This window comes from Roseixanthobacter finlandensis (assembly GCF_043195105.2).
Taxonomy (GTDB): Bacteria; Pseudomonadota; Alphaproteobacteria; order Rhizobiales; family Xanthobacteraceae; genus NCEH01.
Genome location: NZ_CM195536.1, coordinates 1,622,689 through 1,641,776, shown reverse-complemented (window position 1 = coordinate 1,641,776; position 19,088 = coordinate 1,622,689). Strand labels below are relative to the sequence as shown.

The 19,088-nt window shown below is 70.6% G+C and carries 22 protein-coding genes; 5 read left to right on the top strand and 17 right to left on the bottom strand.

The annotated features are described in order from the left end of the window. The first annotated feature begins 95 nt into the window (after nucleotides 1–95). Nucleotides 96–308, top strand: a complete 213-nt coding sequence (locus V5G24_RS07590; RefSeq protein WP_394084643.1) for a hypothetical protein — start codon at nucleotides 96–98, stop codon at nucleotides 306–308. A 4-nt stretch (nucleotides 309–312) separates the two neighbouring features. Here the strand turns inward: V5G24_RS07590 and V5G24_RS07585 are convergent, their stop codons facing one another. The 8 genes from V5G24_RS07585 to V5G24_RS07550 form a co-directional block, all read right to left on the bottom strand. After that, nucleotides 313–549 carry a hypothetical protein gene (locus tag V5G24_RS07585; protein WP_394084642.1) on the bottom strand — a complete coding sequence of 79 codons (237 nt, stop codon included), beginning with the start codon at nucleotides 547–549 and terminating at the stop codon, nucleotides 313–315. Continuing rightward, a complete protein-coding gene (locus V5G24_RS07580) occupies nucleotides 546–1,799 on the bottom strand; it encodes a hypothetical protein (protein WP_509292295.1) in 1,254 nt (417 codons plus the stop codon). The genes V5G24_RS07585 and V5G24_RS07580 overlap by 4 nt, the downstream gene beginning before the upstream one ends. Before the next feature lie 137 nt (nucleotides 1,800–1,936). Continuing rightward, the gene (locus tag V5G24_RS07575) at nucleotides 1,937–2,260 is read right to left on the bottom strand and encodes a spike base protein, RCAP_Rcc01079 family (protein ID WP_394084640.1); all 324 of its coding nucleotides are present in this window, start codon (nucleotides 2,258–2,260) and stop codon (nucleotides 1,937–1,939) included. 52 nt (nucleotides 2,261–2,312) lie between these two features. After that, nucleotides 2,313–3,038, bottom strand: coding sequence for a DUF2793 domain-containing protein (locus tag V5G24_RS07570; RefSeq protein WP_394084639.1), 726 nt, complete (start codon nucleotides 3,036–3,038; stop codon nucleotides 2,313–2,315). A gap of 188 nt (nucleotides 3,039–3,226) precedes the next feature. After that, complete coding sequence (locus V5G24_RS07565; protein WP_394084638.1) at nucleotides 3,227–7,141, bottom strand: baseplate multidomain protein megatron; 3,915 nt, start codon at nucleotides 7,139–7,141, stop codon at nucleotides 3,227–3,229. A 353-nt stretch (nucleotides 7,142–7,494) separates the two neighbouring features. Then, nucleotides 7,495–7,938: an NlpC/P60 family protein gene (locus V5G24_RS07560; RefSeq protein WP_394084637.1), complete on the bottom strand. Its 444-nt coding sequence runs from the start codon at nucleotides 7,936–7,938 to the stop codon at nucleotides 7,495–7,497. After that, nucleotides 7,935–8,825 (bottom strand): phage/gene transfer agent baseplate hub protein, encoded by an 891-nt coding sequence (locus V5G24_RS07555; protein ID WP_394084636.1) that lies wholly within the window; start codon nucleotides 8,823–8,825, stop codon nucleotides 7,935–7,937. Before V5G24_RS07555 ends, V5G24_RS07560 begins: the two co-directional genes overlap by 4 nt. Nucleotides 8,826–8,836: 11 nt before the next feature. Further along, nucleotides 8,837–9,475, bottom strand: a complete 639-nt coding sequence (locus V5G24_RS07550; protein ID WP_394084635.1) for a phage distal tail protein, Rcc01695 family — start codon at nucleotides 9,473–9,475, stop codon at nucleotides 8,837–8,839. A gap of 108 nt (nucleotides 9,476–9,583) precedes the next feature. Between V5G24_RS07550 and V5G24_RS07545 the strand changes: the two genes are divergently transcribed. After that, complete coding sequence (locus V5G24_RS07545) at nucleotides 9,584–10,336, top strand: hypothetical protein (protein ID WP_394084634.1); 753 nt, start codon at nucleotides 9,584–9,586, stop codon at nucleotides 10,334–10,336. 683 nt (nucleotides 10,337–11,019) lie between these two features. Continuing rightward, entirely contained in the window at nucleotides 11,020–11,373 is a 354-nt protein-coding gene (locus V5G24_RS07540; RefSeq protein WP_394084633.1) for a porin, read from the top strand. A gap of 24 nt (nucleotides 11,374–11,397) precedes the next feature. On the opposite strand, the gene V5G24_RS07535 is transcribed toward V5G24_RS07540, so the two are convergent. The 8 genes from V5G24_RS07535 to V5G24_RS07500 all read right to left on the bottom strand — a co-directional run bounded on the left by V5G24_RS07535 (nucleotide 11,398) and on the right by V5G24_RS07500 (nucleotide 14,753). Next, the gene (locus tag V5G24_RS07535) at nucleotides 11,398–11,973 is read right to left on the bottom strand and encodes a phage tail tape measure protein (protein ID WP_394084632.1); all 576 of its coding nucleotides are present in this window, start codon (nucleotides 11,971–11,973) and stop codon (nucleotides 11,398–11,400) included. A 13-nt stretch (nucleotides 11,974–11,986) separates the two neighbouring features. Further along, entirely contained in the window at nucleotides 11,987–12,151 is a 165-nt protein-coding gene (locus tag V5G24_RS07530) for a rcc01693 family protein (RefSeq protein ID WP_509292294.1), read from the bottom strand. Between the two features lie 35 nt (nucleotides 12,152–12,186). Continuing rightward, nucleotides 12,187–12,531 (bottom strand): gene transfer agent family protein, encoded by a 345-nt coding sequence (locus tag V5G24_RS07525; RefSeq protein WP_394084631.1) that lies wholly within the window; start codon nucleotides 12,529–12,531, stop codon nucleotides 12,187–12,189. A gap of 208 nt (nucleotides 12,532–12,739) precedes the next feature. Next, the gene (locus tag V5G24_RS07520) at nucleotides 12,740–13,147 is read right to left on the bottom strand and encodes a phage major tail protein, TP901-1 family (RefSeq protein ID WP_394013656.1); all 408 of its coding nucleotides are present in this window, start codon (nucleotides 13,145–13,147) and stop codon (nucleotides 12,740–12,742) included. A 10-nt stretch (nucleotides 13,148–13,157) separates the two neighbouring features. Further along, a complete protein-coding gene (locus V5G24_RS07515; RefSeq protein ID WP_394084630.1) occupies nucleotides 13,158–13,577 on the bottom strand; it encodes a DUF3168 domain-containing protein in 420 nt (139 codons plus the stop codon). Beyond that, complete coding sequence (locus tag V5G24_RS07510; RefSeq protein ID WP_394084629.1) at nucleotides 13,574–13,858, bottom strand: hypothetical protein; 285 nt, start codon at nucleotides 13,856–13,858, stop codon at nucleotides 13,574–13,576. Before V5G24_RS07510 ends, V5G24_RS07515 begins: the two co-directional genes overlap by 4 nt. Continuing rightward, nucleotides 13,855–14,178 carry a phage head closure protein gene (locus V5G24_RS07505; RefSeq protein WP_394084628.1) on the bottom strand — a complete coding sequence of 108 codons (324 nt, stop codon included), beginning with the start codon at nucleotides 14,176–14,178 and terminating at the stop codon, nucleotides 13,855–13,857. The genes V5G24_RS07510 and V5G24_RS07505 overlap by 4 nt, the downstream gene beginning before the upstream one ends. Before the next feature lie 11 nt (nucleotides 14,179–14,189). Then, nucleotides 14,190–14,753, bottom strand: coding sequence for a head-tail connector protein (locus V5G24_RS07500; RefSeq protein WP_394084627.1), 564 nt, complete (start codon nucleotides 14,751–14,753; stop codon nucleotides 14,190–14,192). Nucleotides 14,754–14,835: 82 nt separating this feature from the next. On the opposite strand from V5G24_RS07500, the gene V5G24_RS07495 reads away from it, so the two are divergent. Beyond that, complete coding sequence (locus tag V5G24_RS07495; RefSeq protein ID WP_394084626.1) at nucleotides 14,836–15,636, top strand: S1 family peptidase; 801 nt, start codon at nucleotides 14,836–14,838, stop codon at nucleotides 15,634–15,636. A 1-nt stretch (nucleotide 15,637) separates the two neighbouring features. Continuing rightward, nucleotides 15,638–16,696, top strand: coding sequence for a lytic transglycosylase domain-containing protein (locus V5G24_RS07490; RefSeq protein ID WP_394084625.1), 1,059 nt, complete (start codon nucleotides 15,638–15,640; stop codon nucleotides 16,694–16,696). Between the two features lie 1,013 nt (nucleotides 16,697–17,709). On the opposite strand, the gene V5G24_RS07485 is transcribed toward V5G24_RS07490, so the two are convergent. Further along, the gene (locus V5G24_RS07485) at nucleotides 17,710–18,957 is read right to left on the bottom strand and encodes a phage major capsid protein (RefSeq protein ID WP_394084624.1); all 1,248 of its coding nucleotides are present in this window, start codon (nucleotides 18,955–18,957) and stop codon (nucleotides 17,710–17,712) included. Nucleotides 18,958–19,088 lie beyond the last annotated feature (131 nt).

Genomic DNA, 19,088 nt, shown 5'->3' with positions numbered 1-19,088 from the left:
CAGCTCCTATAATTTTTCGTTAAGAACGGGGATTGATTGGCGCGGCGCGACCATTCCGGTCAGGGATACCGCTTCGCCAGTATTGGGGATATCTCGTGGAACATACGCTTGGCCGCACGTTTTTGATTTTCACGCTCATGTTCGTGAGTTTTTCATTTTATCTTGAAGTAAACTCAATCGGACTGGTCTATAGCTATCTGGCGCGCGACAATGAGCTTGATTGTTATTATTTCACCGGAACGTCCGTTTATAAAACAACTCAATACAACGGAAATCCCTACTGCAACGTCTGGCAGGACGTGTACTGAACCCCTAATCCAGAAGGGTCGGATCGGTTGCACACCACTCCTGCGGCAGCACGATTCGCATGGCGCAGGCGGCGAGTTGCGGCCGGCGCACGGCATGGGCGGGGTCATCAAGCACGCTTTCGGGTAAGACCCAGGTGGCGCCGTCGGCCAGCAGAACCGGGGCGAGCGCGGCGCCCGGCGCCGTCGGGCCGCGCACCTCCGCGGCCAGATCCGCGGTGAGCAGGAGACAGAGGTCGCTCATGATGCGGCTCCCAGGGCGATGAGGTAGGTCCGCAGCGCGGAATAAAGCGCAAGGTGCTGCGCCGCCGTGAGGGACGATCCGGCAAACGCCGCCGAGACTTGGTTTGCCGAACACGTCGCCCCAGCACGTAGCAACGCCAGATCAACAGGGAGCGAGGACGGCGCTTGCGTATCCGACACGACGAGCACCCCGTTTTTCCAACCCTCGCGCAGGTTTTCGGAGGGTCGGTTGGCCACAGTCAGGCCGACCGCAGTTGGCGCCGTGCCCGCGGTGCTCGTGAGGCCGGAGGGTGAGTTGATGCGTACGTTGATCTGATCGCCGGATGTGCGCGGGTTGATGGAAACACGGTTGTTTGTGTCGCCCAGGGAAAAGCCGGACGTTAAATTCAGTCCGGCCCACCCGCCATAGCTCGCGGAACTGAGGGTCGCCTTAGAGAAATCGACGCTCGGGTCGGCGTTCGTATCCAGATAACTGCTGGTACCGTTACCGCTATAACCGCGATCCACGCTGAACACCGGCGAATTGACCGCGCTGAGGTCGAACCGCGCAAGCGTCTGCACCTGCGATGCCGGCACCCCGCTGGTGGGGATGAAATTGCCCGGCACATCCATGCGCACCAGCTGCGGGGCGGCGATCCGCAGGGTGAGGTCGATGGCGCCGGTGCCGTGCCCAATTTCCAGCGCCGGCACCACAAAGGCCGCCGTTGCGCCCGTCAGGACGCGCGTGCCGGAAACGCGCGTCAGCGCCGATGTGAGCGTGATGGATTGCGCTGGAATAACATTATAGTCCGCCGCAACTACTGCGTTCGAAGCGTTATATTCGGTATAATTGACCCGGGTGAGGGTCGTGCCGTCCAGCGAACCTCCAATCAACGCCAGATAGAGCGAGACCGTCATGCGGCTGCCAACGACGCCGGGGCAGGCGTTGGTGGACGATAGCGGAATGCCTATGCCGCTGGCCGAAGCCGGCGTGCCTGAGAACCGAACGTCGATATAACGCATGCCGTTGACCGTGCCCACGCCAACGACTTGGCGCGTGATCCCGCCGACCATGAACACCGAGGCCCACCCGGTCGGCATGGTACCGGGAGCGCCGGTGGTGGCGCCGATCATCTCCCCGTTGGGCAGGAGGTTGGTCACCGTGCCGGTCCACGGCACGAGATTGAGCCGGGCCGCCTGGGCATCGTGGGCGGCGGTCAGGTAGAGGGCGTCGAGTTTCGTCCAGAGGCCGGCGGCGAGCAGGGTCTTCACCAGCGTGTCGATCTGGGTGCGCCGCGCCGGACTCGGCGGAACGCTCATGCGCGCCAGCAGACCCGCGGTCTCCGGCGCCGGGGGCTGGCCGCGCTGGCGATAGAGCGCGGCGCTCGGAAGCGACAGGCCGAGCCGCATCACAGGTCCGCCAGCGCATAGAGGGTGACGCCGGCGGTGGTGCCGGTGCTCCACACGCGGCGGATCTGCACCGGCGGCAGCGGCTGGAGGCCGCTCAGCGCGCGAAACTCCACGGTGTCGGCATCGTTCGCGGTGCCGGCCGCCGTGACGCGCACGCTGGCGACGCCCCCCGCCACATCCGGCGGCACGTAGAGCCACAGGCTCTTGGCATAGGGATCGAGGTCGAGAGTGTCGGACGGCACCAGCACGCGCACCAGGCGGGCCGGAGAGGAAGCCGAGGCGGCATGGCCGCGCAGGGGATCGCGGGCGGAATCATAAGCCATGATGGGGGTCTTTCCATTTGGAGGAGCACGGTGGCGCGATGCGGTTCGGCGATCAGGCCGAGGGTCCGGGACACAGCAGCAAGTGCAGCGCCAGGCGCACGCTGCCGCCGGTGAAGGCCCCGCCATTGGCGCTGATGCGCAGGGCGGTGGGGGCATAGAAGGCGGTGGGTCCGATCACCCCGCCGTTGGTGGCGCCGGCGCTGATGCCGAGCGAGCCGCCGAACTTCGCGCGCTCGGCGGCGATCCCGACATCGTAGGAGGCGGCGCCGATGATGGTGGTCAGCGTGCGGCTCGTCACGCCGAGCACGATGGCGCGGTCGGGAATGACCATGCTGGTGTCCACGCTGGCGCCGGAGAGGGTGCAATCCTCCTCCAGCACCTGCGCCTGGATGGCCGCGCCGTGCGGGCTGCTAGCGAGCAGGCCGCCGGTGCCGGCGAACGGCGCCGCCCACAGGCTACCGCCGAACATCGCCAGCGCGCCCTGGTCGGCCACATAGGCGAGAAAGCCGGCGCGGCAGGGCAGATAGTCCCATGCGCCGGTGTCATAGCTGGCGATGGCGCCCTCCTTGCCGCTCCACAGGCCGGTGGCGCCTGCCGGCACATACCAGCATTGCCCATCGGAGGGGGCACCGGGCGGGCTCGTCTGGGTCACGCTCTGGAGCACCAATTGCACCAGCGCATCGAGCGCGCGCACGGCGGCATTATGGGTGACATGCTTCTGCGCCTGCGCCGCCGCGAGATAGGGCAGCGCGAGGCGCGCGGACTGGTCGGACGACATGGGGCCTCCTTGGGGTGGGAAAGGAATGGGGCACGGGGCAGCCGCGCCGGGCCGCAGCGGGCGGCGTGCCTCCTCCCCGGCACGGGGGGAGAGAGGCCCGCGTCCGCGCCCCCATATCTCCCTCTCCCCGTCGGAGAGAGGGCTGGGGTGAGGGGCTGGCACCGCGCCGAACGTCCGGAGGCAACGCCTCACAACGCAAGCGTCGCCAGCGCGAAATCGCCGGCGCCGAGCACCGCCGAAAGCTGGGCGACGCGGAAGGTCAACGCGCTTTGTGGCCCGCCGAAATCCGCCGTCTCGTCGCTGGCCGCATAGGTGAAGGCGGGGGCGGCCACCTCCACCGCGCGGACCACCGACGCGCCCGACAGAATCTCCAGCCGATAGGCTTCCACCGCCTCGCCCAGCAGCACGTCGACGGCATCCCATCCATCGCCGTCGGTGCGGGTGCGGCGCATCCAGGCAAGGGCGATATCGCCGCCGTGCCGGCGGGCGGAAAGATGCACCGGCGCATAGGGCTTCAAGGCCGCGCCGCCCACCTGCCCGCTCACCTCGGAAACGAAGGCGTCGCCATGGTCGCGGTCCGCGCGGCCCACGCGATAGACATAGGCGCGGCCAAAAGCGGAAACGCCGCTCGCCACGCTTGCGATATTTCCGTCCAGCAGCACGAAGCCGGTGCCGGCAGGCCATGCGGCGGCGCCCGCAGCCTCGGTGCCCGCCTGTCCGCGCAGCAGGCCGGAGAGCGCGAACAGGCCGCCCTCCACCAGCTCCGCCTGGGTGAATTGCAGGATTTCCGGCGCCCGCCCCTCGGCCAGCAGAGCGAGCACGTTCGCCCCTTCCAGCACCTGTCCTTCGCTGGCGCCGAGCAACAGCCCGCCATCCAGCCGCACCCGCAGAATGGTGGAGCGATCGAACCGCCAGAGCGGACCGGGCGCGAGATCGTCCAGGGTCTCGCCCATGGTGCAGGAGGCGCTGAAGGCGGCCACCGCCTCAAAGCTCGCCCCGTCGGCGGAGCGCCACACGGCGAGCGTGCCGGGCCAGGGCACGGCGGCGGCGGCGAGCGATTGCAGCGGCACCGGATCGCCCGCCGCCAGCAGCGGCAGATCGAGCACTTGCACGGCCGGCGGGCCATAGGCCGGCGGCAGGGCCACGCTGCCCGCCGCCACGCCCTGGAGCGGGGTGTCGAACACCTCCGGCTCGATGGAGCGGGCGGTGATGGCGCGCGCTTCCGCATCCTCGATGCGGGTGATTTCCAGCACCCGCGTGCGCGCGCCGTCGAGGATTTCCACCACATCGCCGGGCACGAGGCCGATATGGGAGGGCGGCAAGGCGAAGGTGGCGCTCTCGCGCCCGGCCCACAGATCCTGAAGCCAGATGTCGGCCGCGCGCACCATCACGGCGTCGGAGGCGACGACCGGAATTTCGGTCTGCGCCACATGCCGGCTCGCGCCCACCAGGCGCCGCGAACTGACGCTGGCGGTGCGATAATCGGCGCCGGCATCGATGAAGCTCAGACCCACTTCCAGCGGCAATTCGCTTTCCTGCGCGCGCACGAGGGAGAGAGCCGCCCCATCCTCCCCCGCCACCAGGTCTGCGGCATCGATGCGCGCCGCGACCGCCCCACCGCGTGGGCGGAAGGCGAGGATGCCGCCCTCCTCGCGGGCATCGAAGGCGAAGGCGCGGGCCAGCGGTTCCAGAGCGCTGCGGGCCGACATGGGCCGGTCCACGATGAAGCCGCTGACCACGCCCAGCACGCCGGTCGCGGAAATATTCTCCACCCCGTGATCGGCGCACACGGTCTCGATGACGGCGGAGAGCGGCGCCGCGCCGAGCCGGCCGGTGAGCCAATGGCCGGTCTCCCAATTGGCGCCATCCGCCCACACGTCGCGGGCGAGCGGAAATTGCGGATAGGGCCGCGCATCCCAGGTCCACAGGAAGATACCGCCCTCTTCCACCATACGCCCGCCATAGGCCGGCGCGGGCGGATTGTCGGCATCGCCCGCGCCCGCGTCGGGATCGAAGGCGCCGAGCACCGCTTCCAGCGTGCGGCGCTGCATGAGATCGTCGCGGGCGCCGTTGGAGAAGGGCGGCAGGCTGCCTTCCACCGATTTGGCGTCGGGAAAGGTGCTCGGCCGGTTGGCGCCCTTGTCCACCGCCGGGCACCCCGCCTCGGTCAGGCGGAACGGCTTGGAGCCAGGCGTCCAGGCGGTCGGCGTCGCCGCGCGCACGCCCGCCGCGCGCTCGTAATGGGGCAGGCTCCAGAACGACCAGAGGTCCTTCTGGCGATAGATCCACGGCTCCCCATAAGCCCCGTCGGCGATGGGCGTGCGCGCCTGCGCGGCGCGGGCGGCCTCATCGGCGTAATACCAGTCGAAGGCCTCGCCGCGCCGGGTGTTGGCGGTGAGATAATTGAGGTCGTAGGGGCCTTCCGCCAGCGCCGCATCGAGATGGCCGCGGCCGTCGCGCCAGTCGGCGAGCGGGGGATAATAATCGACGCCGATGAAGTCCACGGCGGGCGAGGCCCACAGCGCATCCAGCGGAAAGCGCACATCGCCGTTCGGAAAGCTCTGCGCGCCATATTCGGTCCAGTCGGCGCCGTAGGACACCTTGGTGCCGGGGCCGAGCATGGCCTTCACATCCTGCGCCAGCACGCGCAGCGCCTGGGCCGCCGGAAAGGAGCCGCCGGCGCCGCGCACGCGGGTGAGCGCGGCGAATTCCGAGCCGATGAGGAAGGTTTCCACCCCGCCCGCCATCTGCGCCAGGAAGGCGTAATGCAGCACCATGCGGCGCAGGCTCCATTCGGCCGGACCCAGGTAGAGGATGCCGCCGAAATAATTGGAGAAATGCCCCGGCTGCGCGGTGCCGAAGAGCGCCGCGACTTGCGCATCCGCCCCCGCCCCGCCGTCGGGCGAACCGGAGCTCCCGGGCGCGGGATCGCAGGTGATGCGCCCGCGCCAGGGATAGGCCGGCTGGGAGGCGGCGCCGCTCCACGGATCGCCCCGGCCGTTGCCCGGCGCGATGTCCATCATCACGAACGGGTTCAGCGTCACCTTCAACCCGCGCGCGTTGAGATTTTGGATCGCCGCAATGACGCTGGCATCGCTCGGCGTACCGCCATAGGCCGGGCGGCCCTCGTGATCGCTGACGAGGGGTGCCAGCAGGCGCGGCAACCAGCCCACCGTCCAGCCATAAGGGATGGTGTCCTTCACCGTGCGCTCAACCTTGGGCCGCACGGTGCAAGCGCCGGCGCGCAGGTCATCGCCGAACCAGGTGACGACGAGGGAGACGCGCTGCAGATTGGGACAGGCCGCCTGGAGCTGATCGAGCGAGGCTTCCAGATCGCTCTCGGCGCTGGTGACATGGCGGTTTTCCGCGCCATAGGCGCCGCGCCCCAGCACCCGCTGCACCTGCCGCGGATCATAGCCGAATTCGGTCGAGCCGGGGATCAGCGTCACCGCCTTCACCAGCGGCTCGAGCCGCCCCACCGCGCGCTCCACTTCCACCGTGATCTGCGGCACGCGATTGCCGAATTTCGCCAGCGGCAGGTGCTCGAACACGAGATAGGCGAGGCCGCGATAGGCCGGCGCATTGCCCGCCCCTTGCTTCGCCTCGATCCAGGGATCGGGCGGCTGATCGGCGCTGCCGAGATAGGCGCGCACCGTGAGGCCCGAGGTGTCGAGCGGCTTGCCGTCGGCCCAGACGCGGCCGATGCGGGTCACCTCCCCTTCGCACAGGCCGAGGGCGAAACTGGCGAAATAGGCATAGGAAATGGTGGTGGTCGTCACCTTCTGCGCGCGGCTGGATTTGCCGCCGCTGGACTGCACCTTCGTGGAGACAACCTCCTCCAGCCGCGTCGCCCAGATCACCTGTCCGGCGAGGCGCGCACGGCCATAGATGCGCGGTACCGGCGCGCCGGCGCTGGAGGTCATCACGTCGAGGTCGGACAGGCGCGATCCCTGCACCACATTGGAGCGGCTGCCGCCAAGCAACGCGCCGTCCACCACCGATCCGCTGAGCGCGCCCAGCGCCCGCCCGGCGACCGCGCCGAGCGGCCCGAAAAACGCCCCGCCCACAAGTGAGCCGGCCGCGCCGAGAAGCAGCGTCGCCATTGAACATCTCCGATTGTGTTTGAGTCGTTTGGACCGGCACGAAACCGCCTGGTGCGCGGCTCGCACCGGCGGCTTTCCCCTCACCCCATCCCTCTCCCCGGCGGGGAGAGGGGGCGCGTTTGGCTTGCGAAAAGGGCAGCTCTCGCCGCCAACCCGGTAAGCCCCCACTCCATTCGCATGGCTCACCTCTCCCCCACGGGGAGAGGTCGACCGCGGAAGCGGGCGGGTGAGGGGGCGGCCGGTGCGTGCGGCGAAAATCTCTCGCCCCGACATCCCACAAGCCCCCTCTCCCGCGTGCGGGGGAGGGTTGGGGAGGGGGCACAGGAACAGCCGCGAGAGCCGGCCTCCGCGCCCTATTCCACGCCCGGAAATGCGAACGCATGGGCCAGATGCCGGCGCCACCAGGGCGTCAGATGGCCCTCGCACACGGCCACGCCGTCATAGGCGTGGATCATGAAACCGGGGGCGGAGAGAATGGCCGCGTGTTTGGCGGGAAGATGCGCGCGGAACCGGAACAACAGCACGTCGCCGGGTCGCGCCTCCGCCACCGGAACCGCGCGCAGATGACGCCCGGCGCAGAGCGCCAGGGTCTCGCTACGGGACGCCTCCGCCCAATCCGGCGCATAGGGCGCGAGCGGCTCCGGCTCGGTGCCGTAGAGGCCGCGCCACACCCCGCGCACCAGGCCGAGGCAATCGGCGCCCGCGCCCCGCGCCGAGGCGCGATGCAGATAGGGCGTGCCGAGCCAGGTCCGCGCCTCTTCCACCACGCGCGCGCGTGTCGGCGCGTGCGGGCTCATGAGAGCGCTCCGCCGTCGTATCCGCCCTCGCCCGGCACGGCGATGGTGATGACGAAATCATTGCCCGGCATATGCGGGCAGCCGCGAAAATTGAGCCCATTGGCGAAGCGGTCGCGGCAGGTGGAGAAGCGCTTGTCGCAGCCCGCCGTGAGCGCAACGCCATCGCCCGGCATGACGCTTTCCGGCGGTCGCTGCCAGAGCTGGAACAGCGGCGTCTCGCCCTGCGCCTCGTGCAGCTTCACTTCGGTGGAAAAGCCCGCATTGAGGCCCGACGTGAAGCCGAGCCGACCGGCCAGGAACGCCTGCGAGGCGATGCTTCCAAGGCCGGACAGACGCAGCCGGAGCGCGCTTTCCACGCCGGCCACGATGCCGGTGCGCAGATGGGGTGCGACGGCGACATCCACCCCGCAGCGCGCATCGCCGAGATCGGCATCGCACAAAGCGGAAAACAGCCGCCCGCGGGTCTGGTTGAGCGCATCGGACGGGGAGCGGATTTCGGCGGTGAAGGCGGCACCCTCGCGCCGCACCTCGCCGAGCGTTCCGCGCCGGAGCAGCAGGTGATTTTCCGGCGCGCTCCAGTCGATCAGCAGATGCTCGATGCGCGCCCCGTCGAAGCGGCCGGCGGCAAGGTCCGCCTCGCTCAGCGTGTCGGCGCAGAGCGCGCCGGAGACCTCCGCGCCGGTGACCCCGAGGCCTTGTCCGACAACGCTTTCGCTGCCGGCGATGCCGCCCGCCGCGTGGAACGTGAGGCCCTCCACCAGGAGGTCGCGATCATGGTCGGTGAAGCCGAGCGTGACGCCGTCGCGGCGGGCGATGCGCCAGCCGTGGCAGAAGGTGGTGGCGCCGCCGTCGAGGGCGGCTTGAAGGGCGGTGGGCACCGGGCGCATGGCGGCTCCTGTCAGCGGATTTCGATCACGGGAATCCGGGGGATGTCCCCGGCCGCGAAGGCGGTCAGATTGACCTCGAGAAAATCGGTGTCGAAGCGCACCGGCACGTCGAACTGAAACCCCGCGCTGACCCGCGCTCCGACCGTGGGAACATGCCCCGGCAGGAAGGTGACGCGGCCACTCGCGGGGTCGCACCCGAAGGCTGCGCCCTCCGCCTGCTCGACCCCGTCGACGGCCACCCGCACGGTGCCCGCAACCGGCTTGGCGATGGCCCGCGCATAGGGCGCGTGGAAGGCGCCGTAGGTCTTCGTCAGGGCGAACACGGCGCGCGCGCCGTCTCCGGTGCCGAGGGTCTGGTCGAGGGGCGAAATCGAAGCGCCCGGGGGGCACGAGGCATGGTCCAGCCGGTCGCGCCAGCGGAAGCCGTAAAGACGCCCGCGCCGCTCTTCGAAAAAGGCCAGCACATCGTGCAAGGCGGCGAGGGTTTTCACGCCGTATCCAGCATCGAACCGGCGCCGCGAATCAGCGGAACGGGCGTTGCGCTCCTCGCGTCCGGAGGCGGTCGTAACCACCTGCGTGACCCGCTCCGGCCCGCCGGAAGCGCCCAGGGCGACGTCCAGCGGGAACAAAACCTCATGAAAGGATGCCATATTGTTACAAAACCTCCCAATTCTGAGGTGTTTTCAGTATCCAGCGTCTTGACATAGATTAGTTGGAAGCTTTGACTTCCAACTCCTCGTTGAGGATGGAGCCGAAGCATGGCCACGAAGACCGCGAAAAAGCCCGCCGCCGCCGCCCCGGCGAAAGCGCCGGAAACCGCCGCAGCGAAGCCCGCGGCAGCACCCAAGTCCCCGGCGGTGAAATCCCCGGCGGTGAAGTCTGCGGCGAAGTCCGCAGCCCCCAAATCCGCAGCAGCGAAGCCGGCACCCGCGAAGGCCGCCGCCGCAAAGCCGGCGGCGGAGGCGGCACCCGTCAAGAAGCCCGCGGCCAAGGCCGCCACGCCGAAGGCAGCCGCGCCGAAAGCCGCCGCCGAGGTGAAATCCGCGCCGGCCAAGCCGGCTGCGAAGGCTGCGGCCAAGCCCGCCGCGAAGGCGAAAGCCGCGTCGGCTCCCGCCGTCGAGGCACCGGCCGAGAAGCCGGCTGCCGCCAAAAAGCCCGCAGCCAAGGCATCGGCTGCCAAGACACCGGCTGCCAAGCCCGCCGCGAAACCCGCCGCGAGCAAGGCGGCCGCGCCCAAGGCGGCTGCACCCAAAGCAGCCGCCGTGAAGGCTGAGGCCGCTCCGGCTGCGGCCCCCAAGGCGGCCCCGAAGGCGGCCAGCGCGAAGGCCCCCGCTAAGACCAGCACGGCGAGCAAGGTCGCCGCGATCAAGGCCGCAGCGGACAAGTCCGCCGCCGCCAAGAAGGCCGCCGAGCCCGCGCCCAAGGCGTCGGCCAAAGCCCCGGCAAAGGCGGCCGCCAAGGCACCCGCGAAAGCCGCACCCAAGGCCAAGGCGCCCGCCAAGAAAAGCTGAGGCCACCCTAGCCTTGGCGCGCGGTTTTCGCGCGTACCGCCGGCGTTGCCGCGCAGGCGGGGTCAAGACATCCGGCCGGATTGTCCGGCCGGTCATAGATGGGACCGCCCTGCTCGCGCGGGATCTGCATACCCGTCCTTCCTTCGCAAATGCGCCGGGCGGCCCGGAACCGGCAAGCTTGAGCCGGTTCGCCGGAGCGAGCACGCCTGGTTCGGCGCGCCGGGTTCACCCTCATCGGAACGGCGCGCGCAGAAAACGGCGAGCACGGGAGACGGTCGACGCGAGAGGCGGTGGACGCAGGATGCGTCCCATCGGCAACAGCCGTCAGGGCAAAGCCGGTCCGCCTCTCAAATATCGAAAGAGAAGTTTTTGCCGTTGAGAAGGTCATTCCGCCCGAACGGAACGTGCGCCGACCACAACAAGACCGCCCCGTCCAAGACCCCTCCAGACACAGCCCGCCGGGGCAAGGCGCGTCGGCAAGGTTCGCCATGATACGGCCTGCCGCGCGCCAAATTCGCCGGTGCGGTTTGGCGGCGGAGCTTTGAACCTGTCTCGCGCGCGCCGTCACCACCCGAACCGCTTTGGCTGAACGAACCGCCTTGGACGCGCCACGATCTGCCGGTCTAAACTGTGTGCGGGACGGTTCCCGATCTTGCCCGGCCGGGCCGCGTCACGAGGATGCCATGGGTCTTCCTTTCGCTCATTTCTTCCCCCCGCGCCGCGCCGGCGCGCCGGTTCGCGCACTGCGTGGCGGCCTCGCCCTGGCGGCGCTGCTAGGAACATTCGGCGCCGACTCCGCCCGCGCCGGCGATACGGCGAAGCCCGGGGCGAACCCCGGCGCGAACCCTTGCGCCCAGTTCGGGGCGGGGTTCCAGCGTGCGCCGGGCACCGATACCTGCATCAAGGTGGGCGGCGCTGTGCGTATGGATGCGGGATCGGGCAGCACGGTGGGCAATGCGCCCAATCCGGGCACCAGCGCCACCACCATCACCGGCAATTCCGGCCCCGCCTTCGACCCGTGGAAGACGGTCAAGTGAAACTGAGCAAGTGAAGCTGGGCGCTCAGGCACCGCGCTGCGCCCGCGCCACCGCGCGCGCCACGAGGCCGGAGAGATAGGCGTCCGAGCGGCGGAAGCTCGCCACGTCGGGTGTGCTGACATTCACCGTCACCGACGCGCGCCCGCCACCGTCCTGGGTGCGCACGCCGAGCGAACCGTCGGCGCCGCGCGCCAGCGGCAGGATGGCTTCCGCGCCGCGCTCGCCCATCAGGCCCGTGCCCGATCCGAGGGGAAAATAGGTCGGCGCCGCCACCACCCCGCCCTTGGCGAACGGGCGCACGGCGCCGTCTGCGACCACCCCTCCGCGCGCAAAGGTCGTGCCGCCCAAGATGCCGGAGAACAAGCTGGCGACGCCTTGCTCCACCGGCTTCAGGGCAAGGTTCAGCGCCAGGCTGGAAAGCCGCGTGCCGATGGTCTCGACCACGTCGCCCAGATCCTGTCCCTTCACGGCAATGCCGGTGAACGCGCTGGCCAGGGTGGAGGCGAAGCCGCGCGCGAGGCGCTCGCTGTCGGCCAAAGCATCGCGGAACGGGCGCGTATCGGCATCCACCTTGACCGAAATGCCATCGACGGGGGTCATGGGTCTCTCCTATTCAAGCGGTGTCGGGAAAACGGCGCATGAGGTCGGCGAGCCCGGCGCGATCGAGGCCGGCGCGCGGATCCGGCGCGAAGGCGGAAAGCGCGGCGGAAAGCTCGCGCGGCGTCATGCGCCAGAATTGGTCGGGAGGCAGCCGCAGAAGCCCGAGCCCAGCCCGCATGGCCTCCTCCCAGGGGAAGGGCCGCGCGGGCGCGCTCAGGCCGTCTGCGGCGGCTGAGGGCGGGTGTCGGCGGCGCCTCCGAAAGTGGCCGCGAGCAGGCGCGCGACGATGCGGGCATAGCCGATCGCCCCCTCCTCCGCCCGCATGGCGCCAACCTCTTCCTCGCTCACCGCGTCGCCCGCGCCGCGCAGGCCGGCGGCGATGATGCGCGCGGCGTCGCGGGCGGTCAGCCGCCCGGTCTCGAACCGTTCGGCGAGGGCGACCAGGTCGCTCGCGCCGAACGCCTGTTCCAGCTCCGCGAGCGCGCCGAGGGTCAGCACCAGGGTGCGCGGCCGGCCATCGAGCACAGCCTCGATTTCGCCGCGATGGGCGTTGGTCATGGGGATCTCCTCAAGGGATTTTCGTTCGCACCCGGCTCCCCCTCCCCAGCCCTCCCCCGCAAGCGGGAGAGGGAGTTGCGATGGGCCGGAGGGAGAGACCGTCTCGCCATCCACACCGCCATGCCCCCTCTCCCGCTTGCGGGGGAGGGCTGGGGAGGGGGAAAGCTGCGAGAGGGTTCGGGAGGTGGAAGACGCACGCAAAAACCCCTCACAGCGCGGCGAAGGTGATTTCGCCCGCGCTTTCCAGCGTCAGGTCGAAGGTCACTTCCCGGTCGTGCTCGGCCGCGACCTCCAGCGCCGTCACCTGGAACGGACCGGAGACGGTGCCGAAATCGGGGATCAGCACCTGGCAGTCGCGCAGCGCCCCGTCGAAGAAAGCGGCGCGCACCAAAGCGTCGGAAGCGGCATCCTTGAACACGCCGCTGCCGGCGATGCTGGCCCGCTTCACGCCGGCGCCGGCCAGCAATTCGCGCCAGCGCCCGGCGGAATCGGAATGGGTGACATCGACGCTCTGCGCGTTGAAGGCGAGTGTGCGCGAGCGCAGCCCCGCCACGGTGGCATAACTGGTGCCGTCGTGCATCTTCAGCAGCAGGTCCTTGCCCTTCTGCGCGGCCATGGAAATCTCCTCAAGCAGGTTCGGTGACGGCGCGAAAGCGCACCAGAGCGTGGAAGGTCCGCCCGTCCTCGTCGCGCCGCACCTCGGCGGTGGTGGCGCGCAGATTGGCGAGGCGGTGGCCGGCGAGCGCGAGCGGCACATCGTGCAGTGCCGATTGCACGGCGGCGGCGAGCGCGAAGGCTTCCGCCCGCCCGCTCTCGCGCGACCAGGCGTGCAAGGTCAGGCTCTGCTCGGTGCCGGCCTCGGTGGCGGTTGACCAATCGGCCACCACCGCTTCCCCGAGCGTGAGAAAGGGAAAGGCGGCGGCCGGCGGCGGCAGGTCATAGACGCGCGGCCCACCCAGCAGAGCGAGCAGCGGGCCATCGGTGGAGAGCCGCACGCGGATCGCGGTGCGCAGGGCCAGAGCGGGGCTGGTGAGGGGCGGGCTCATGGGGTGGCGCTCCGGCGCAGTTCGGCGAGGACGGGCGCGAGCCAGGGGGCCGCCGGCCGCGCCAGGGTGCCGGTCTCGCGCGCCACGGCAGCGGGATCGTCCGTGCCCACGAGGCGCGCCGGACCTTGCGGGCGGATATCGGCCGGCAGGCCGAGCGCGGGGGCAAGGCGCGCGGCGAGATCGCGCGCCGCCCCGTCCACCGCCTGTTCGGCGAGGCGCGGGGCAAATTGCGCCGCGAGCCGGCTGGCAAGGCCGTCGAGGCCGGAAACGGGATTGCTCATGTCTGCTCCTCCCGGCACAAAGCGCGCGTAAAGCGCCCGCGCCCGTCGGGATCGCTCAGCGCCTCGATGGCGAAGATGCGCGTGCCGAGCGTCAGCCGGTCGCCGCGCGACAGGGTATTGGGCGCCCGCACGGTGATGCGGTGGATCAGCGTCGCGAGGCGCCGCTCGGCGCTCAGCGAAGGATCGCCCGCCGGGCTCTCGATGCGCGCCCAGAGCTGGTCCACGGCGAGGAAGGTGGTGCTGGTGCCGCCCGCACCATCGGGCAAGGTCACCGCCGTCTCGTGGATCAGGCGATGGCGCAGGTCGCCGGCGCCGCTCACGCCCGCGCCGCTCACAGCCGCACCGAACGATAGGGGCGCAGCAGCGCCAGGATGCTGTCGGGCATGCGGCCCTGGTCGCCCGGCTCGTCGCGATGCTCGTAAAGGACCGCGACCAGCTGGCGCACCGCCTGGAGCAGATCCGCCGGCACCTCCGCCGGGGTCGCGCCATAGCCCAATTGAAGCTCCAGCACGATGCCGCCGAGCCGCCGCGTCGGCGCCGGGGCGCGGGCGAGATCCACCGCGATCAGCGGCGGCAGGCGCGCGCCGGCGAAGGTGAACAGGTCGAGCGGCAGATCTTGCGTCGTGCCGTCCTCGGCCACCATCCGGGCCGCCAGCACCGCCCGCACCGGGGCGAGCGGCACCGCGATGAGGCCGCTCGGCGGCCAGGCATCGCGGGTGAAGCGCCATGTCTGGAAAAGCAGGATGCGGCGCGTCTCGCTCTCCACCCATTGGCGGGCGGCGGCGATGAGCGCGGCCACCACGTCGTCCTGCGCGTCGGTGTCGAGGCGCAGGAAAGCCTTGGCCTCGGCGAGCCCCAGGGGCTCGGCCGATGGCCCGTCGATGCGTTCACACATGGGGATCTCCGCTGGAAGATAAGATTGCGGCGCGCGCGGCGCGGCATTGACGAACGGCCCGCCGGGCCGGCAGAAACGCGCCATGACCATCGACGCGACAGATCCCTCCCCCGCCCCCGCCCGCCGCGACCGCAGAGGAAACGGACCGGGGCTGCTCGCCGGCCTGCTGCTCGTGGGGCTGCTGAGCCTCGCCGCGCTGCCGGTGCATGCCATCGTCGGCGGCGAGCCGGCGAGCGACGACATCGCCGCGCACACGGTGCTGATCGTCTCGACGCGCGGCGCGTCCTGCACCGGCAGCGTGGTGGCGCAGGACCTGGTGCTCACCGCCGCCCATTGCGTGCAGCCGGCCGGCGATTATGCCGTGGCGCTGGTCGGCGAGGGCACGCCGCGCCTCGTGCCGGCGCTGCGCATCGCGATCCATCCGTCCTTCAACGGCGCGCAGTTCCGCACCCGCCGGCCGACGCCGGACCTTGCCCTGATGAAGCTGTCTGAGCCGCTGCCGGCGCGCTTCAGCCCGGCGCGGATCGCCAGCGGCGGCCTGCCGGCGCGCGGCGCGTTCTTTCTCATCGCCGGCTTCGGCGTCACCGCCGACGGCGCGGAGAAGAGCGCGGGCAAGCTGCGCACCGCGCTGCTGCCGTCCATCGGCACCACCGGCGGCATCATGGCGCGCCTGTCGCCGCAAAGCGGGCTCGCGGGCGGCTGCGTGGGCGACAGCGGCGGCCCGGCCTTCCAGGACGGCGAGATCGCGGGCGTCATCGGCTGGGCCACCGGCCCCAATGGCGCGCGCGGCTGCGGCGGCGTCACGGGCGTGACCCTGGTGGGCCTGCATCGCGACTGGATCACCGCCACCGCCCGCGCCCTCGGCAGCCCGGTGAAGGGCTGAGATGGCCCGCGCCCGCGCCTTCGGCCGCGCGGTGCGATCATTGCTCTTTGCATGCGTCGCGGCCGCGCTCGGCGCGCCTTCGGCACAGGCGGCGGGCGGGGAGAGCGTGGACCAGGCGCTCTGCCGCCTGATCGAAGCGGCGGCGCTGAGGGAGGCGCTGCCGGCGGCCTTCCTCACCCGCCTGATCTGGCGCGAAAGCTCGTTCCGCAGCCATGTGGTGAGTTCCAAGGGCGCGCAGGGCATCGCCCAGTTCATGCCCGGCACGGCCGCCGAGCGCGGCTTGAGGAACCCGTTCGATCCCGAGGCCGCACTTCCGGCGGCGGCAAGCCTGCTGGCCGATCTTCAGCGCCGGTTCGGCAATCTCGGGCTTGCGGCGGCGGCCTATAATGCCGGCCCCGCCCGCGTGGACGCGTTCCTCGCCGGCCGCTCGGGCCTTCCCTCGGAAACGCGCCTCTATGTGCGCCTCATCACCGGCCGCAGTGCCGAGGATTGGGCGGCGGCCAAACGCGGCGAAAAGCCGGCGCCGGGCGGGCCGCCGGCCGGCAAGTCCGGCGCGGACAAGAGGTCCGAGGCGGACAAGGCTTCTGAGGCGAGGGCGAGTTCAGACATGGCCACCGCTCCCGAGACGGAACGCAAGACCGGCGCGGCGCGGGGCTTCTCCGACGATGGCAAGTCTGACGATGGCAAGTCTGACTATGGCAAGTCCAGCGATGGCAAGACCGGCGATGGCAAAACCTGCCTCGGCGTCGTCGCCGCCCTGCGCCAGGGCGAGCCGGCACTTGCCGGCACGGCCGAAAGCCCGGATTTCGCGCCCTGGGGCGTGCAGGTGGCGGGCGCCTTCTCCAAGAGCGTGGCGCTCGCCGCCTACAGCCGCGCCGCGAACCGCTTCGCTGGCGTCATCGGCGAACGATCGCCCATGGTCATCGGCACCCGCGTGCCCGGGCGTGGGCGCGGCCCGTTCTATCGCGTGCGACTTCCCGCCCAGACGCGGGCGGAAGCGAACGCGCTCTGCGCCAGCCTCCACAAGGCGGGCGGCGCCTGCATCGTCCTCGCGAACTGAACGGCGGGGCCTGAAGCGCCGCGCGCGTCCCGCCCCCTCACCCCGACCCTCTCCCCGGCGGGGAGAGGGGGAACCAGGCTGGCAAAAAGGCATCTCCGCCCCCCGCCCCATAAGCCCCCTCTCCCCGGCGGGGAGAGGGTTGGGGCGAGGGGCTGCGGCGAAGACCGCGAGCCGCGACCAGCCGACACAAGGCTCCCGCGCCCCGGACCAGCGACGGCCCCGCTGGACCGCGGAGCCGGGACCCAGCGCGAGAAATCCTGCGCAGCAGGCAGGTGCGCGCTGCCCCCTCACCCCGACCCTCTCCCCGCCGGGGAGAGGGGGAACCAGGCCGGCGAAAAGGCATCTCCTCCCCCAGCCCATAAGCCCCCTCTCCCCGACGGGGAGAGGGTTGGGGTGAGGGGCTGCGGCGAAGACCGAGTACAGCGACCCGCCGACACAAGGCTCCCGCGTCCCGGACAAGCGACGGCGCAGCCGGAGCGCGGAGCCGGGACCCAGTGCGAGAAATCCTACGCAGCGGGCAGGTGCGCGCTGCCCCCTCACCCCGACCCTCTCCCCGGCGGGGAGAGGGAGGAACCGGCCCGGCGAAGAGACGTCTCATCCCCCCAGCCCATAAGCCCCCTCTCCCCGACGGGGAGAGGGTTGGGGTGAGGGGCTGCGGCGAAGACCGAGTACAGCGACCCGCCGACACAAGGCTCCCGCGTCCCGGACAAGCGACGGCGCAGCCGGAGCGCGGAGCCGGGACCCAGTGCGAGAAATCCTACGCAGCGGGCAGGTGCGCGCTGCCCCCTCACCCCGACCCTCTCCCCGGCGGGGAGAGGGAGGAACCGGCCCGGCGAAGAGACGTCTCATCCCCCCAGCCCATAAGCCCCCTCTCCGCGGCGGGGAGAGGGGGGAACCGACCCGGCGAAGAGACGTCTCCTCCACCAGCCCCATAAGCTCCCTCTCCCCGGCGGGGAGAGGGTTGGGGTGAGGGGGCCGCAAAGAAACCGCTGCCCCGCCCCTCCCCCGCAGCCTCAGCTCACAGCGAACTTCAGCAGCTTGGCGGCGTCGAAATCCTGGATCCCGCCGCCCACCCGCTTGGTGGTGTAGAACAGCACATAAGGCTTGGCGGAATAAGGATCGCGCAGCACCCGCACGCCGGCCCGGTCCACCACCAAATAGAAGCGGCGGAAATCGCCGAAGGCGATCGCAAACGCATCGGCCGCGATGTCCGGCATGTCCTCGCTCTCGGCGACCGGGAAACCCATCAGGCTTGCGCTTTGCCCGGCTACGGCGGGCGGCGCCCAGAGATAATCGCCGCTCTCGTCCTTCAGCTTGCGCACTGCCGCCTGGGTGCGGCGGTTGAGCACGAAGCTGGCGTTCTGGCGATAGCCGCCCTTCAGCGCATAGACCAGGTCCACCAGCGGATCGGACGGATTGGTGGCCGGAAGCGCACCCGAGACGCCGCTCGCCACATAGCCCACCTTGTCCCAGGTCCAGGCGCTCTCGGCCACCTTGGTATAGGCGAGGAAGCCCTTGGGCTTGGCGATGCCGTCGCCATTCACGAAGGCCGCGCCCTCCTGGTCGGCGAAGGCGCTGTCCACCTCGGCGGCGATCCATTCCTCCAGATTGACCTGGGCATCGTCCAGCAGGGCCTGGGTCGCCGCCGGCATGGCGTAGAGCTCCATGGCGGGGAAGGCGAGCTCGGCCAAAACCGGGCTGTCGGTCTGGGGACGGGCGGCGGTCTCGGCCGCCCAGCCGCTGACCGGGCCGCTCTTCATGAACGGCTTCTTGTAGGTACCGGAACCGATGGTGCGCACGCTGGCGAGCGCGCGGATCGGGGACAGCTGGGTGAGGCGGCGGGCGATCTCATGCTCGGTTTCCGCCGGCACCAGATAGCCGCCGTCGGCACCGCTGCCGACCGAAAGCGCCTTGGCTTCCAATGCCTTGAGCCCGCCGCTCTCGCCGGTGCGCACATAGCTCGAAAAGGCGTCGCCATGCTCCAGCGCAGCGCCCGAGCGCTGCTCCGGGGCGCCGCCGAGGGCGGGGCGGCGGCTCTTGGTGACATGGGCGTCGAGGCGCGCCTTCTGGCTGTCGAGGGCGGCATCGAGGCGGGCCAGCTTTTCCTGCGTCAGCGGATCAGCGGCGCGGCGCTCGATCTCGCCGAGGCGCTGCTCGTTGGTGGCCTTATAGGCTTCGAACGCGAGCATGAGGTCGAAATGAGCCTCGTTCGCCTCGGGGGCCGTCACCTTGGTCTCGGGGGCGCTCAGGGGATGGGTCATGGATCGGTCCTGTGGGAGGAGGAAAGGAAAGCGGCGGCCGGCGGCTCCGATCGCGGATCGGCGCCGGGCCGGATTTGCGGAAAGCAAGGCCGGCGCGCGGCCGGCATTTTTCGCGTCAGGCCGGCGCACCG